This window comes from Streptomyces sp. XY431, assembly GCF_001279805.1.
GTDB lineage: Bacteria > Actinomycetota > Actinomycetes > Streptomycetales > Streptomycetaceae > Kitasatospora > Kitasatospora purpeofusca.
Map to the genome: position 1 here is coordinate 1 of NZ_LGDO01000025.1, position 14450 is coordinate 14450.

Consider the following 14450-nt stretch of genomic DNA (forward strand, 5'->3'; position numbering starts at 1 on the left):
GGCGTGGGGGTGGGCGTGGGAGTGGGGGTAGGTGTGGCGGTCGGGGTAGGGGAGGTGCACGCGGCTCCGCCGTTCCAGGTGGCGATGGCCAGGCCCGAGTACGGCTCGCCGGGGTAGCGGGGCAGCGGGTTGTCGCTGTCGCTCCCGTCGTAGCTGCCTTCGCCGTTGTAGAGCGCCAAATCGCCGAAGCAGGGCGGCAGATGGCCGCTGATGTCGAGGGTGTCCCGGGAGTGCGCGCGGTTCAGGGTGGTGGTGGCGCGGCCGAGCTGGGTGTGGAGGCCCGAGGTGGCCCAGGTGGCACCCTGGGTCGCGTAGGAGGCGAGTGAGACGTGGTAGTCGCAGCCGGCGGTGGGTTCGCCGGCCAGTCGGACCTGGACGGTGGCGGCCGGGGCGGGCATGGCGGCGCTGTTCGTCCAGTGGGTGCCCCCGTCGACGGAGTACTGGACCGGGGCGTGCCCGCAGTCGGGCGCGGCCTGTGCGGCGGGCGCGGCGAGGACGGCGGCTCCGGCGGTGAGGCCGAGGGCGGTGAGCGCGGGCACGCTGCGGCGGAGGCGGGGGTGCAAGGTTTCGCTCCTGGTGGAGTGGCTGGCCGAGTGGACGGGCGCGGGGCGGGCGGCACCGCCCCTTCGTGCGTGCCGACGTGGACGGCGAACCGCGCGCCCTTGCCGAACTCATTGCACTCCCCGTGCAACGCGTACACTTGCACTCGTAGTGCAAAGATGTCAAAGAGCGGGCGGAGGGGCCCCACGTGAAGCAGGGCGAAGCCACCGGGTCCGGCCCGGACGGGCGCACCGAACGCGGGCGCCGGACCAGGGAGAAGATCGCCGACGCGATGCTGTCGCTGATCGACGAGAACCAGGCGCACTTCCCCGCCGACAAGGTGGCCGAGCGCGCTGGGGTCTCCCGGCGGCTGGTGTTCCACCACTTCGCGGACATGGCGGAACTCGCCGAAGTGGCCGTCAACCGCCGCCTGGAGCAACTGGCCACCCAGATCCGGCCCCTGCCCACCGAGGGGCCGCGCGATCTGCGGGTGGCGGCCCTCGCCGAGCAGCGCGCCCGGATTCTGGAGAGCGTCACCCCGGCCCGGCTGGCCATCATGCGGCTGGAGAACCCCTCCCCCCGGATCCAGGAGGCCGTCCAGCAGATGCTGGACTTCGCCCGCCTGCGGCTCACTCAGATCTTCGCCACCGAACTCGACCCGCTGCCCGAGCCCGCGCGCACGGACCTGCTCAACGGCCTGGACGCGGTGACGACTTGGAGTGCCTGGTACCACTGGCGCGGCTCCGGCCTGAGCGAGGATCAGGCCCGCCGGGCCATGGCCGCCACGGTGCACACCCTCCTCGCCGGGAGCGCCGGGGGCGCCGGGAGTTCGGAGAGTTCGGAGAGCCCCGACTGATCGGGGCGCGGCCGGAAAGGCGACGGCCCGTGCCGCCCCCGCACTGCGGGGCCGGGCACGGGCCGTGGGGGTGGAGCGTCAGCGGGCCCCGGTGGCGGGAGCCGGGCCGACCAGTTCCTTGAGGACGTCCTCCATGGTGACCAGGCCGAGGGGGGTCCCGTCGGTCGTGATCGCGGCCGCGAGGTGGGTGCCGGAGCGGCGCATCGCGGTCAGGACGTCGTCGAGGGGCATCGCCTCCGGGACGCGGGCGATCGGGCGGAGCGTGCCGGGCGGGAACGGGCGGTCGCGGGTGCTGTCGTGTTCGAGCGCGTCCTTGATGTGCAGATAGCCGTCCACCCGCTCGTCCGGGCCGAGCACGGGGAAGCGCGAGAAGCCGGTGCGGGCGGCGAGCTGCTCCAGCTGTGCCGGGGTGGTGCCGGGGCCGGCGAAGACGATCCGCTCGCGCGGCGTGACGACCTCGGAGACGGGCCGGGAGCCCAGCTCCAGGGCGTCGTGCAGCAGCTCGGTGTCCCGGGCGCTGAGCAGTTCCGCGTCCGAGGAGTCCTTGACCATCCGGGCGAGCTCGTCCTCGGTGAACACCGAGGCCACCTCGTCCTTGGGCTCGACCCTGAGCAGGCGCAGGATCCGGTTGGCGAAGCCGTTGATCGAGAAGACCACCGGCCGCACCGCCCGGCAGGTGGCCACCAGCGGCGGCACCAGCAGCAGGGCGGCCCGCTCGGGCGCGGCGAGCGCGAGGTTCTTCGGGATCATCTCGCCGAGCAGCATGTGCAGATAGGTCGCCGTCCCCAGCGCGATGACGAAGGCGACCGGGTGGATCAGGCCCTCCGGCACGCCCAGGCTGTGGAACGGCGGCTCCAGCAGGTGGGCGATGGCCGGTTCGGCGACCATGCCGAGCACCAGCGAGGAGACGGTGATGCCGAGTTGGGCGGTGGCCAGCATGGCGGAGACGTGCTCCAGGCCCCAGATGACGGTTCGGGCCCGGCGGTCGCCGGCCTCGGCGAGGGGTTCGACCTGGCTGCGCCGCACCGAGATGAGGGCGAACTCGCCGCCGACGAAGAAGGCGTTGGCCACGATGGTGAGCAGGCCGATGATCAGTTGGACGGCGGTCATCGGTTCCCCTCCTGGCGCTCGGGGCGGTCGTCGTCGGGGGAGGCGGCGGGTTCGGGGGCGGTGATCCGCACCCGCTCGGCGACGTGGTGGGCGACGGCGCCGACCTCCAGCGTCCAGCCGTCCACCTCGACGGCGTCGCCGACCCTCGGGATCCGGCCGAGCCGCTCGGCGATCAGGCCGGCCAGCGTCTCGTACGGCCCCTCGGGCACCGGCATGCCGATGGCTTCGAGCTCGTCGGTGCGGGTGATGCCGTCGGAGTCCCACCCGTGCCGGCCGTCGTCGGCGGTGCCGAGGTCGACCAGGTCGGGGGTCCCGGTGGGGTCGTGCTCGTCGCGGACCTCGCCGACGACCTCCTCGACGATGTCCTCCAGGGTGACGATGCCGGCGGTGCCGCCGTACTCGTCGATGACCACGGCGAGGGTCTCCTCGCCGCGCATCCGGTCGAGGAGGCGGTCGACGGTGAGGGTCTCGGGGACCAGCATCGGCTCGGTCATCAGCGCCGACACCCGCCGGCTCGCCCGCCGCTCGACGGGCACGCCGAGGGCGTCCTTGATGTGGACGGTGCCGACGACGTGGTCGAGGCTGTCCCGGTAGACCGGGAAGCGGGAGAGGCCGGTGGCCCGGGTGAGGTCGGCGACGTCGGCCGCGGTGGCGTGCTCCGCCAGGGCCTGGACGTCCACCCGGGGCTTCATGACGTTCTCCGCCGTCAGCTCGCGCAGGTTGAGCGAGCGGATGAACAGCTCGGCGGTGTCCGGCTCCATGACGCCCTCGCGGGCGGAGTGCCGGGCGAGCGCGACCAGTTCCTGCGGGGTGCGGGCGGAGGCGAGGTGCTCGGCCGGCTCCAGGCCGAACCGCCGGACGACGCGGTTGGCGGTGTTGTTCAAGTGGCCGATGAACGGCGCGAACGCGGCCGAGAACCAGTACTGCGGGGCGGCCACCACCTTGGCGACGGCCAGGGGGCGGGAGATCGCCCAGTTCTTGGGCACGAGTTCGCCGGCGACCATCAGCACGACGGTCGACAGCAGCACGCCGAGGACGAGTGAGCCGGTCTCGGCGGCGGCCTCGGGCAGGCCGACGGCCTCCAGTGGTCCGCGGAGCAGCGCGGCCACCGAGGGCTGCGCGATCATGCCGATCACCAGGCTGGTGATGGTGATGCCCAGTTGGGCACCGGAGAGCTGGAAGGTGAGCCGCCGGACGGCCTTGAGTGCGGTCGCGGCGCCCCGCTCACCGGCCTCGGCCGCTCGTTCGACGGCGGCGCGCTCCACGGTGGTGAGGGAGAACTCGGCGGCGACGAACAGGGCGCAGGCCGCGGTCAGGAGCAGGGCCAGGACCAGCAGGAGCACCTCGCTCACCGGGTCACCCCCGCCCCGGTCCGGGCCGCAGGACGGGCAGGGGGCGGGCAGGGAACAGCTGGAGGGTGACTGGGAGGCTCGTCCATCGCGAGGTCCGCGAATCCTTTACGGCAGGGGATGATCGGTTCTACAGAAGTGTAAAGGAATGGCAAATCGGTGCCGCACAAGGGCTCGGCGGCCCCGGCCTGACGGCCCGTGCGGCCACCACCGCATTCTCCGCCGAACCTGCCGTTCACCGTACGTCGACGCACGGTTGGTGATATCGATTGACGGAGGACGGACAAATCAAGTACCGACGATTGACGGACGACGAGAAGGGAGCGACCTCGTGACGATGACTCGCCGCAGCATCCGCCCGCGCGGTGCCCGCCTGCGGATGCTGCCCGCCCTGGTGGTGGCGCTGTGCGGGATCCTCGGGACCACCGCCCTCGCGTCCCCCGCGCAGGCCGCCGGAACCCAGGCCGCCGGAGCCCAGGCCGCCGACGCGCGCCGCCCGGTCTACGCCGTCGCGCACCGGGTGGACACCCTGGACGGGGTGGACGCCGCGATCGGCCACGGCGCCAACGCCATCGAGATCGACGTCTGCGCCTGGTGGAACCCGAACGAGTGGCGCGCCTGGCACGACTGTTCCTCGGCCGGCGAGAACCGCCTCGGGCCCAGCTTCGACAGCATGCTGGACCGCATCCTCTCCCACGCCGACGCGGGCCGCCGGCTGTCACTGGTCTGGCTGGACATCAAGGACCCCAACTACTGCGGCGAGGCGCCCAACCGCACCTGCAGCGTCGCCGGTCTGCGCGACAAGGCCCAGCGGCTGACGGCCGCCGGGATCCAGGTGCTCTACGGCTTCTACGAGTACCACGGCGGCAGCACCCCGGACGTCGGCGGCCGGGGCTGGCAGAGCCTGGCGGGCCGGCTCGGCCCGTTGGAGGGCATCACCACGACCGGCACCCGCGACCAGGTGCTCGGCGCCTTCGACCGCTCCGGCTCCGGCTTCCCGGCCGGTCGCCGGGCGATGGACTACGGGGACAGCGACATCACCAAGGGCTTCGGCAACTGCACCGAGGCCACCTGGAACACCTGCGCCGAACTGAAGAAGGGCGCCGCCGACCGGGCTGCCGGCCGGCTCGCGGCCACCTTCTCCTGGACGACCACCTACAACGACCCGTGGTACGTCGACAAGCTCCTCGGCGACGGCCAGGTGGACGGCATCATCGCCGGCTACGGCGCCTTCACCGGCGTGCGCGAGTACGACAGCGGCTGGCAGTGCGCCAATGCCGTCAACCTCGTCCGTGACTGGGTCAACCGCCACGGCGGCACCCATCGGATGGCGAACAGCGGCGACCGCCTGTTCCGGTAGGGGGTGCCCTCGTCCAGCGCATGGCGCCACTGTGGCACCACTCGGACTGGACATGGCGCCATTGGTTACGCCATGCTGATGCCAAGGGGGAACGCGCGCTCCCGGCCCCGCGGCCGGGAGCGCGCGTTCCGGGGAGCGGGAACCGGAGGGGGCGGATCATGGCGGCAGAGCGGCGCCGGGAGCGGGCGGAGGTCGGGGGCCTCGTCGCCTTCGCCCGCTTCGTGGTCTGTGGCGGCGGTGTGGGAGTGGCCGCGAGCTTCGCCGTGGCGGCCCTGGCTGCGTGGCTCCCGCAGGTCCCCTGGGTCCTGGTCAACGCGCTGGTCACCGTGGTCTCCACGCTGCTCGCGACCGAGCTGCACGCCCGCTTCACCTTCGGCGCGGGCGGCCGTGCGACCTGGCGCCAGCACGTCCAGTCGGCCGGATCGGCGGCGGCCGCGTACGCGGTGACCTGCTCGGCCGTGCTCGTCCTGCACCAGGTGGTGGCACGGCCCGGCGCGGTGGCCGAACAGGCCGTCTACCTCTCGGCCTCCGCGCTGGCGGGCGTCGCCCGGTTCGCGGTGCTGCGCCTGGTCGTCTTCGCGCGCACCCGGTCGGCGGCCGCCACCGCGGCCCGCCCCCTGAACGTGGCCGTCGCCCGCGCCTCGACCGCGGCCGCCGACCCCACGGGACTCTGCCGCGCCGCCTGAGCACCGGTCCGGGCCGGGCGCCACGCGAGCGCCGGCCCGAGCGGTGCCGAACGCACCGGGCGGGCGCTGCGGTCAGCGCAGGGCGACCGCCGCGCCCGAACGCTCGGTGGCGATCCGGACGGCGAAGCCGGCCAGGGCGGTGCCCACCACGTAGCGGTGCACGCGCTGCCAGAGCGGGTGCCGGGAGAAGAACCCGGCGACGGAGCCGGCCGTGACGATGAAGAAGGCGTTGCCCGCGACCCCGACCACGATCAGGGTCAGCCCCAGCACCACGCCCTGCAGGCCGACGTGGCCGCGCGAGGGGTCGACGAACTGCGGCAGCAGCGAGATGTAGAGGATCGCCACCTTGGGGTTGAGCAGGCAGGTGAGCAGGCCCATCAGGAAGAGCTTGCGGGGCCCGTCGTGCGGCAGCTCCTGGGCGGCGAACGCGGAGCGCCCGCCCGGCCGGACGGCCTTCCAGGCGAGCCACAGCAGGTAGCCGGCCCCGGCCAGCTTGACCGCCAGGTAGATCTCCGGCACCAGCGCGAAGACGGTGGCGATCCCGGCGGACACCGCGAACAGGTAGACCAGGAAGCCGAGGGCGACCCCGGCCAGCGAGGTCAGCCCGGCCCGGCGGCCCTGGGCGATCGAGCGGGAGACCAGGTAGATCATGTTCGGCCCCGGTGTCATCACCATGCCGAGTTCCACCAGTGCGATTCCCGCGATTGCTCCCAGTCCGACCACAGTGCTGCCCCCCGTACGTACGTTCGTCGGGAGGGAACCTAGCAGGTCACGGCGGGGCGCGGCACGGCGAGGCGGGCCGGTGTACGACCACCGGCCCGCCGTCGGACCACCACCGGCCCGCCTCGCCGCACCGCCGCCGGGCTCCGTCAGCGGATGCTCGTGCCCATCCAGGCGCGGTTGCCGAGCAGGGTCTTGACGTCGGAGGCGAAGCCGTTGTCCGGGTTCACCTGGAAGCCCAGCTCGTAGAGGGTGTCCTTGTCCCAGCCGGTGGTGAGCAGGCGGACGGGGACGTCGCCGGGGTGGGCCTGGAGGGCGAGCTTGAGCTCGGCGACGACCCCGGGGGTGACCCGGGCGGCCGGGACGGTGATCTGGACCGGGGGCTTGGTGCCGAGTTCGGCGGAGGAGACGTCGAGGGTGGTGAGTTCCTGCCCGAAGATGCTCAGCGAGCCGTCGCGCTCGTTGAGGCGGCCCCGGACCGAGACGACGTTGTCCTCGATCATCTGCTCGGCCATCAGGTTGTAGGTGGCCGGGAAGAAGAGCACCTCGACCGAGCCGTCGCGGTCGGCGACGGTGATGATCGCCCAGGCGTTGCCGGCCTTGTTGATCCGGCGGTCCACCGCGGTGATGAGGCCGGAGAGGCGGACCTCGCCCTCGGTGCGGCCCGAGCCGAGCAGGTCGGCGATCGAGGTGTCACGGTTCTGGGAGAGGATGTGCTCGGCGCCGTCCAGCGGGTGGCTGGAGACGTAGAGACCGAGCATCTCCCGCTCCAGGGAGAGCAGTTGGCGGCGCGGCCATTCGCGGTCGGTGAGCTGGAAGTCCAGCCCGATGCCGCCGCCCTCCTCGGCGTCGAGGGCGCCGAAGAGGTCGTCCTGGCCGATCGCCTGCTGCTTCTTCAGGCCGGTGACGGCGTCGATCGCGGACTCGTGCACGGTGCTCAGCGAGAGCCGGGTGTGCCCGAGTGAGTCGAACGCGCCCGCCTTGACCAGGGAGTCGACGGTGCGCTTGTTGCACACCACCAGCTCGACCTTGTCCAGGAAGTCCGGGAACGAGGTGTACTTGCCCTTCTCCGCCCGGGTGGCCACCAGCGATTCGATGACCGGGACGCCGACGTTGCGCACCGCCTTCAGGCCGAAGCGGACGTCGCTGCCGACGGCGGTGAAGTCGACCACCGACTCGTTGACGTCGGGGGAGAGGATCCGGATGCCCATCTGCCGGCACTCGGCCAGGTAGATCGCCATCTTGTCCTTGTCGTCGGCGACCGAGGTGAGCAGGGCGGCCATGTACTCGGCCGGGTAGTTCGCCTTGAGGTAGGCGGTCTGGTAGGAGACCAGTCCGTACGCGGCGGAGTGCGATTTGTTGAAGGCGTAGCCGGCGAACGGGACCAGGACGTCCCAGACGGCCTGGATGGCCTCGTCGGAGTAGCCGCGCTCCTTGCAGCCGGCGTGGAAGGGGACGAACTCCTTCTCCAGCACCTCCTTCTTCTTCTTGCCCATCGCCCGGCGGAGCAGGTCGGCCTGTCCGAGCGAGTAGCCGGCGAGCACCTGGGCCGCTCGCTGGACCTGCTCCTGGTAGACGATGAGGCCGTAGGTGGGGCCGAGGACGTCGGCGAGCGGCGCCTCCAGCTCCGGGTGGATCGGGATGATCTCCTGCTGGGCGTTCTTGCGCAGCGCGTAGTTGGTGTGCGAGTTCATGCCCATCGGGCCGGGCCGGTAGAGCGCGGAGACGGCGGAGATGTCGGCGAACTCGGTGGGCTTCATCAGCTTGAGCAGGGCGCGCATGGGGCCGCCGTCGAGCTGGAACACGCCGAGGGTGTCGCCGCGGGCCAGCAGCTGGTAGGTGGTGGGGTCGTCGATCGGGATCTTCTCGATGTCGACGTCCACGCCGCGGTTGGCTTTGACGATCTTGATGCAGTGATCGATGATGCCCAGGTTCCGCAGCCCCAGGAAGTCCATCTTGATCAGGCCCATGGCTTCGCACGACGGGTAGTCGAAGCCGGTGATGATCACGCCGTCCTTGTCCCGCATGTGCAGCGGGATGAGATCCAGCAGTGGCGTCGAGGAGAGGATGACGGCCGCGGCGTGCACACCGGTGCCGCGGATCAGGCCCTCGATGCCCAGCCCGGTGTCGATGATCTTCTTGACATCGGGCTCGTTCTCGTACAGCGAGCGGATCTCGGTGCCCTCGTTGTACCGAGGGTGCTTGTCGTTGAAGAGGTCCGCCAGCGGGACGCCCTTGCCCATGACGTCCGGCGGCATCGCCTTGGTGATCCGGTCGCCCATCGCGAACGGGTAGCCGAGGATGCGGTTGGCGTCCTTGACGGCGGCCTTGGCCTTGATCGTGCCGAAGGTGTTGACCTGGGCGGTGTAGGCGGAGCCGTACTTGTCGGTGACGTAGCGCACCATCTGGTCGCGCTGGCGGTCGTCGAAGTCGATGTCGACGTCCGGGGGGTTGATGCGCTCGGGGTTCAGGAACCGCTCGAACAGCAGGTCGTGCTCCAGCGGGTCCAGCTCGGTGATCCGGGTCAGGTAGGAGACCATCGAGCCGGCCGCCGAGCCTCGGCCGGGGCCGACCGGGATGCCGTTGTCCCGGGCGTACTGGCAGATGTCGGCGACCACGAGGAAGTAGGCGTCGAAGCCCATCGGGGAGATGACGCCCATCTCCAGCTCGACCCGGTCCAGCACCTCCTGGCTCGGGTTGTCGCCGTAGCGGTGCTGGAGCCCGGCGGCGATCTTCTGGCGCAGGAACGAGGCCTGGGTCTCGCCCTCGGGCACGTCGAACTGCGGCATCCGGTCGACGTAGGTGAACACCTCGTCGTACGACTCGACCCGCTCCGCGATGGCCAGCGTGTTGTCGCAGGCCTCCGGCAGCTCGCGGAAGAGCTCGCGCATCTCCTCGGCGGTCTTGACGTAGTAGCCGGTGCCCTGGAACTTGAACCGGTTCGGGTCGTCCTTGTTCTTGCCCACGCCGACGCAGAGCAGGCTGTCGTGGGCGTCCGCCTGGTCGGCGGTGACGTAGTGCGAGTCGTTGGTGGCCAGCAGCGGGATGTTCAGCTGCTTGGCGAGGCGCAGCAGGTCCTCGCGCACGTCCTGCTCGATGGACAGGCCGTGGTCCATCAGCTCCAGGAAGTAGTTCTCCTTGCCGAAGATGTCCTGGTAGGCGCCGGCCGCCTTGACGGCCTCCTCGTACTGCCCGAGCCGCAGCCGGGTCTGCACCTCGCCGGAGGGGCAGCCGGTGGTGGCGATGATGCCGGTGGCGTTGGCGGCGATCAGCTCCCGGTCCATCCGGGGCTTCATGTAGTAGCCCTCCATCGACGCGAGCGAGGAGAGCTTGAAGAGGTTCCGCAGGCCGGTGGCGTTCTGTGCCCACATGGTCATGTGGGTGTAGCGGCCGCCGCCGGAGACGTCCTTGCCGCCCTCGCCGTCGGAGCTGGCCGGCCGCTGGCCGCCGGGCGACCAGAACACCTGCTTCTTGTGGAAGCGGGAGGACGGGGCGACGTACGCCTCGATGCCGATGATCGGCTTGACGCCGGTCTTGGCGGCGGCGTGGAAGAACTCGTAGGCGCCGAACATGTTGCCGTGGTCACTCATCGCGATGGCGGGCATGCCCTGTCTCTCCGCCTCGGCGAAGAGCTTGCCGTTCTTCGCGGCCCCGTCCAGCATCGAGTACTCCGTGTGGACGTGCAGGTGCGCGAAGCTGTCGGACACGGCGCTGGGCTCCTCAAGCGGGACGGCGGTACGGGCAAGCGGTCCAGGTTAGTCGGTCGGCGCGCGCGACACGCCAGGGGCGTCGTGCGCGCCGGTCGATCGGGCCGGGGAGCCGGCGAGAGGAGCCGGGTCGAGGAGCAGTGGGGACGGGGTCAGGCCGGGTGGTGGTCGGGCACGGCGTTGAGCTCGATGCCGTGCTCCAGCAGGGCCTTCATCGCGCACAGCGTGGTGGTGAAGCCACCGACGGTGTCGTTCACCCAGCGCAGGGTCTCGTCCCCCGACCCCCGGAAACCGGTCTCGGTGACCTCGACGAAGGCGGCCTCCGCCGAGCGCGGGGTGAACCTCAGCTCGACGGTCGTCGGCCGGTCGTAGTTGCCCCACTCGAACCGGATCAGACGCCCCTCCGCCACCTCCAGGACCTTGACCTCGGCCGAGGCCCCGTACGTCTCCCACTCCCAGCGCAGCGCGGCGCCCGGCACCATCGGCCCACTGCTCCCGCTGTACCAGAACCGGGTCGTGACGGCCGGGTCGGCGAACGCCCGGAACGCCTCGTCGGCGGGCCGGCGGACGAGCATGCAGGCGTACGCCCGCGGGTCCTGGGTGAGCTGAAGTGTCTCCATGCCGAGGATCATCCGCCGCCGCCGGGCCGGGACCAAGCACCCGGCCGGGACCGCCCGCACGTGGTGCCGGGACCGCCCGCACGTGGTGCCGGGGCCGGTGCCGGGGGCTTCCGCCCCGGCACCGGCCCCGGCCGCCGTCCGTCAGCGGAGCTGGAGGGACCACTCCTGCTTCCAGCCGCCCTCGCAGGTCCACACGCCGAGCTGCTTGTGGTCGGAGTCGTGGGTCAGGCAGTCGTCGTCGGAGATCTGGATCCGGTACTTGCCGTTGCCGACGCCGACGAACTTCCACTTCTGGTTGGAGGTGTCGCCCCAGGCCTGCTGCTCGGCCACGTAGGTGTCGGGGTTCTCGGTGAGGTTGTAGCCGAGGTCGTTGACGATCCGGTAGCGGTCACCCCCGAGCGGCTTGATCGTCCAGGTGGACCCCTTGTAGCCCAGGATGCCGCCCAGGACCGGCGCGCCCCAGCTCGCGGTCTCGTTGGGGGCCGTGGCGCCCAGGCCGTTGTCGAGCTTGAGGAACAGCGGCCGCTCGGTCGGGACGCTCGCTCCGCCGCCGCCCGTCGGGGGCTTCGGGTCCTTCGGGTCGGTCGGCGTGCCCCCGCCGCCCGGGGTGATCACGCCGCCGGAGGCCGATTCCAGCACCCACTCCTGCTGCCAGCCGCGCTTGCAGGTCCACACGCCGAGCTGCTTGAAGTCGGAGTCGTGGGCGAGGCAGTCGTCGTCGGAGATCCGGATCTGGTACCTGCCGTTGCCGACGCCGAAGAGCTCCCACTTCTGCTTGGAGGAGTTGCTCCACGGCTGGAGCTCGGCCATGTAGCCGCCGCTCTCGGTGAGGTCGAGGCCGTAGGAGCTGGTGATCCGGTAGCGGCCGCCGCCCACCGGGGTGAGCTTCCACTTGGACTCGTTGCCGCCCCGGATCCCGGGGACCACGGCGGCACCGGCGGAGCCGCTGACGGGGAGGGCGCCCAGGCCGTTGTCGAGCTTCAGGGTCACATCGGCGCCGTTACCCGGCGTGGTGGGGTTGGTCGGGTTGGTGGTCGGCGGGGTGCCGCCCCAGGCCCAGTTCTGGTTGGGCGCGTCGCGGTTGCTCTCGGAACCGCAGGCCCAGGCCACCACGGAGCTGCCGTTGGCGGTGCGGCCGCTGTAGTCGTCGATGCAGACGTCCTTGGACCGGTCGTCCTGGTCCGTCATGTGGCGCAGGCCGCCGCTGGGCGACATGTGCCAGCGCTGGCCGGGGATCTCCAGGCAGTCCCAGACCTGGAGCTTGTTCCCGTTGGCGGCCCTGTTGTCCGCCAGGTCCAGGCACTTGCCGTTGGCCGCCCGGAGCTTGTAGCCGTTGTACGTCCACTTCTGGGCGTCGCCGCCGTTGCACTCCCACATCTGCACGGGGGTGCCGTTCGCGGTGCCGTTGCCGCTGACGTCCAGGCAGGCGTGGTAGCCGGGGGCGCTGACGTCGGGGGTCAGGCTGCCCGTCCTGCTGCCGTAGCCGGAGCGGGCCGGGAAGTGCAGGGTGCGCACGTCGCCGTCGCACTTGTAGGGCCGGGCGGTGCCCGACCGGCAGGTCCACGACTCCTTCTTGACGCTGTCGCCGTCGTTGCCGACGAACGCCCAGTTCATGTAGCCGCCGTCGCCCCGGTTGCGGAAGGTCGACTCGCCCTGGAACACCCAGATCCGGAACTTGTCGTAACCCGAGGGATCCTTCTGCTCCTCCTTGTTCATGAAATGGTTGAGCTTGTAGGTGGTGTCGATCAGCACCCCCTTCATATCGGCCTTGTGCTCGTTCGTGAACCATTCGGTGTCGTACATGTCGGTGCCCACGGTCTTGAACACCAGGACATTGAACCCGGGAAACTTCTGGCTCAGCTGCGCCGCGGTTTTCTGCGTGAACTCCGCGTTGTCCAGCTTGTTGGCGTTGGCGGCGCCGCGCATCGCCCGGATCATGTCGAAGCCGGAGCTGATCAGCGAGGTCATGCAGTTGCCGCCGCCCGGCACGGCCGGGGTCCCGCAGGTCTTGTCCACCGGATAACCGGGCGACGGCGCGGCCTGGGCGGACTGCGCGGTGAGGCCGCCGACCAGGGCGACGGCGGTGACCCCGCAGGCGAAAGCGCGTTTCAGGCGGGACAGGGTTTTCATGGCGGAATCGTCTTTCTGCTCGCATCGGAGACCTTTTTCGTCTCGACCGAGAAGGACGATAGGCGCGGAAATCCGCCGCGCGGCCGGTCCTGACGGCTTCCATATGGCGGGGCCGGGAGCTCTGCCCTTTCGTGCAGGGACAGGCCCTACCCGCCCCCGCCGGCGTCCGCCCGGACGGGGGTGCCGTGCAGCCAGGCGACCCGCTGGTGGAGCGCGTCCTCGTCGAGCGGGCGCAGCAGCGCGTCGCGGGCCCGGGCGTCCGCGCCGGCCGGGTGGTAGAGCCGGGCGCCCATCTCGCGGGAGAGCAGCTGGACCCGGGCGGTGCGCTCGCGGCGGGCGGCGTTGTAGCGCTCCAGCCGCTGGGGGACGTCGGCGGTCGGGGCGTCGGCGAGCAGGTCGCCGAGGACGACGGCGTCCTCCAGGGCCTGGCAGGCGCCCTGGGCGGCGTACTGGAGCATCGGGTGGGCGGCGTCGCCCGTCAGCGTCACGCGGCCGCGGGTCCAGACGTCGACCGGGTCGCGGTCGCACAGCACCCACCGGCGCCAGTCCTCGCCGAGCCGCAGCAGCGCGCCCGGGACGGGGCCGGGGTCGGCGAACCGCCGCAGGACGGCGGCCCGCTCGGCCGGGCGGCCCGAGACGGCCTCGGCGGCGCCGTCGTCGAGCACCGCGGCGAGGTTGAGGCAGGAACCGCCGGCGACGGGGTAGTGGACCACGTGCCAGCCGGGGCCGGCCCACAGCGTCACGGCGTTGCGGCGCAGCCACCGCGGCACCCGCTCCATGGGGACGAGGGTGCGGTAGATGGTGTGCCCGCAGGGGCGGGGCGGGCCGTCGCCCAGCAGCTGGGCCCGGACGGTGGAGCGGATGCCGTCGGCGCCCACCAGGAAGTCGCCGGAGAAGGTCCGGCCGTCCGCGGTGGTGGCGGTCACCCGGTGCGCGTCCTGGTGGTGGCGCCGCACCCCGGCGCCCGCCACCAGGTCGACGGTCCCGACCGCCCGGCATGCCGTGAGCAGTGGGGTGTGCAGGTCCCGCCGGTGGACCACCGCGTACGGGTCGCCGAAGCGCTGCCGGTAGCGTCCGCCGACGGGCAGGGCGACCAGCTCGCGCCCGGTGGTCGCGTCCATGAGGCGCAGTTCGTCGACGAGCACGGCGCGGTCGCGGACGGCCCGGCCCACGCCCAGCCGGTTCAGGGCGTGGAAGCCGTTGGGCGCGATCTGGATGCCGGCGCCGATGTCGGTGAAGGCGTCCTGGCGCTCCAGGACGGTGACGCGGTGGCCGGTGCGGGCCAGCGCCAGGGCCGTGGCCAGGCCGCCGATGCCGCCTCCGGCGACGAGTGCGTGGATCATGTCGTTCCCCCGTGTGTCCGTGCACCACG

The 14450-nt window shown here is 71.7% G+C and carries 10 protein-coding genes and 1 pseudogene; 3 read left to right on the forward strand and 8 right to left on the reverse strand.

Annotated features, from left to right (window positions below; translation table 11 throughout):
• Positions 1-563: pseudogene (locus ADK60_RS44480) on the reverse strand (hypothetical protein); the annotation flags it as partial.
• A gap of 185 nt (positions 564-748) precedes the next feature.
• Here ADK60_RS44480 and ADK60_RS04340 point away from each other — a divergent pair.
• A complete protein-coding gene (locus ADK60_RS04340; RefSeq protein WP_053643344.1) occupies positions 749-1396 on the forward strand; it encodes a TetR/AcrR family transcriptional regulator in 648 nt (215 codons plus the stop codon).
• 78 nt (positions 1397-1474) lie between these two features.
• Here the strand turns inward: ADK60_RS04340 and ADK60_RS04345 are convergent, their stop codons facing one another.
• Both ADK60_RS04345 and ADK60_RS04350 read right to left on the reverse strand, forming a co-directional pair.
• A complete protein-coding gene (locus ADK60_RS04345; protein WP_053643346.1) occupies positions 1475-2506 on the reverse strand; it encodes a hemolysin family protein in 1032 nt (343 codons plus the stop codon).
• Positions 2503-3858, reverse strand: a complete 1356-nt coding sequence (locus ADK60_RS04350; protein WP_053643348.1) for a hemolysin family protein — start codon at positions 3856-3858, stop codon at positions 2503-2505. Before ADK60_RS04350 ends, ADK60_RS04345 begins: the two co-directional genes overlap by 4 nt.
• 334 nt (positions 3859-4192) lie before the next feature.
• On the opposite strand from ADK60_RS04350, the gene ADK60_RS04355 reads away from it, so the two are divergent.
• Positions 4193-5215 carry a PI-PLC domain-containing protein gene (locus ADK60_RS04355; protein WP_234370943.1) on the forward strand — a complete coding sequence of 341 codons (1023 nt, stop codon included), beginning with the start codon at positions 4193-4195 and terminating at the stop codon, positions 5213-5215.
• A gap of 158 nt (positions 5216-5373) precedes the next feature.
• Positions 5374-5901, forward strand: a complete 528-nt coding sequence (locus ADK60_RS04360) for a GtrA family protein (protein ID WP_053643350.1) — start codon at positions 5374-5376, stop codon at positions 5899-5901.
• Between the two features lie 72 nt (positions 5902-5973).
• Here ADK60_RS04360 and ADK60_RS04365 read toward each other — a convergent pair whose 3' ends face one another.
• The 5 genes from ADK60_RS04365 to ADK60_RS04385 all read right to left on the reverse strand — a co-directional run bounded on the left by ADK60_RS04365 (position 5974) and on the right by ADK60_RS04385 (position 14421).
• Positions 5974-6624: a LysE family translocator gene (locus ADK60_RS04365; protein WP_053643352.1), complete on the reverse strand. Its 651-nt coding sequence runs from the start codon at positions 6622-6624 to the stop codon at positions 5974-5976.
• Between the two features lie 146 nt (positions 6625-6770).
• Positions 6771-10328, reverse strand: a complete 3558-nt coding sequence (gene dnaE / locus ADK60_RS04370) for a DNA polymerase III subunit alpha (RefSeq protein WP_053643354.1) — start codon at positions 10326-10328, stop codon at positions 6771-6773.
• Between the two features lie 152 nt (positions 10329-10480).
• Positions 10481-10948, reverse strand: coding sequence for an SRPBCC family protein (locus ADK60_RS04375; RefSeq protein ID WP_045943444.1), 468 nt, complete (start codon positions 10946-10948; stop codon positions 10481-10483).
• 141 nt (positions 10949-11089) lie between these two features.
• Positions 11090-13078 (reverse strand): ricin-type beta-trefoil lectin domain protein, encoded by a 1989-nt coding sequence (locus ADK60_RS04380; RefSeq protein ID WP_053643356.1) that lies wholly within the window; start codon positions 13076-13078, stop codon positions 11090-11092.
• 146 nt (positions 13079-13224) lie between these two features.
• Entirely contained in the window at positions 13225-14421 is a 1197-nt protein-coding gene (locus tag ADK60_RS04385) for an FAD-dependent oxidoreductase (RefSeq protein ID WP_053643358.1), read from the reverse strand.
• Positions 14422-14450 lie beyond the last annotated feature (29 nt).

Coding starts and splice junctions, on each gene's coding strand:
- ADK60_RS04345 (WP_053643346.1), bottom strand. CDS start 2,506: ATGACCGCCGTCCAACTGATCATCGGCCTGCTCACCATCGTGGCCAAC.
- ADK60_RS04355 (WP_234370943.1), top strand. CDS start 4,193: ATGACTCGCCGCAGCATCCGCCCGCGCGGTGCCCGCCTGCGGATGCTG.
- ADK60_RS04360 (WP_053643350.1), top strand. CDS start 5,374: ATGGCGGCAGAGCGGCGCCGGGAGCGGGCGGAGGTCGGGGGCCTCGTC.
- ADK60_RS04375 (WP_045943444.1), bottom strand. CDS start 10,948: ATGGAGACACTTCAGCTCACCCAGGACCCGCGGGCGTACGCCTGCATG.
- ADK60_RS04380 (WP_053643356.1), bottom strand. CDS start 13,078: ATGAAAACCCTGTCCCGCCTGAAACGCGCTTTCGCCTGCGGGGTCACC.
- ADK60_RS04385 (WP_053643358.1), bottom strand. CDS start 14,421: ATGATCCACGCACTCGTCGCCGGAGGCGGCATCGGCGGCCTGGCCACG.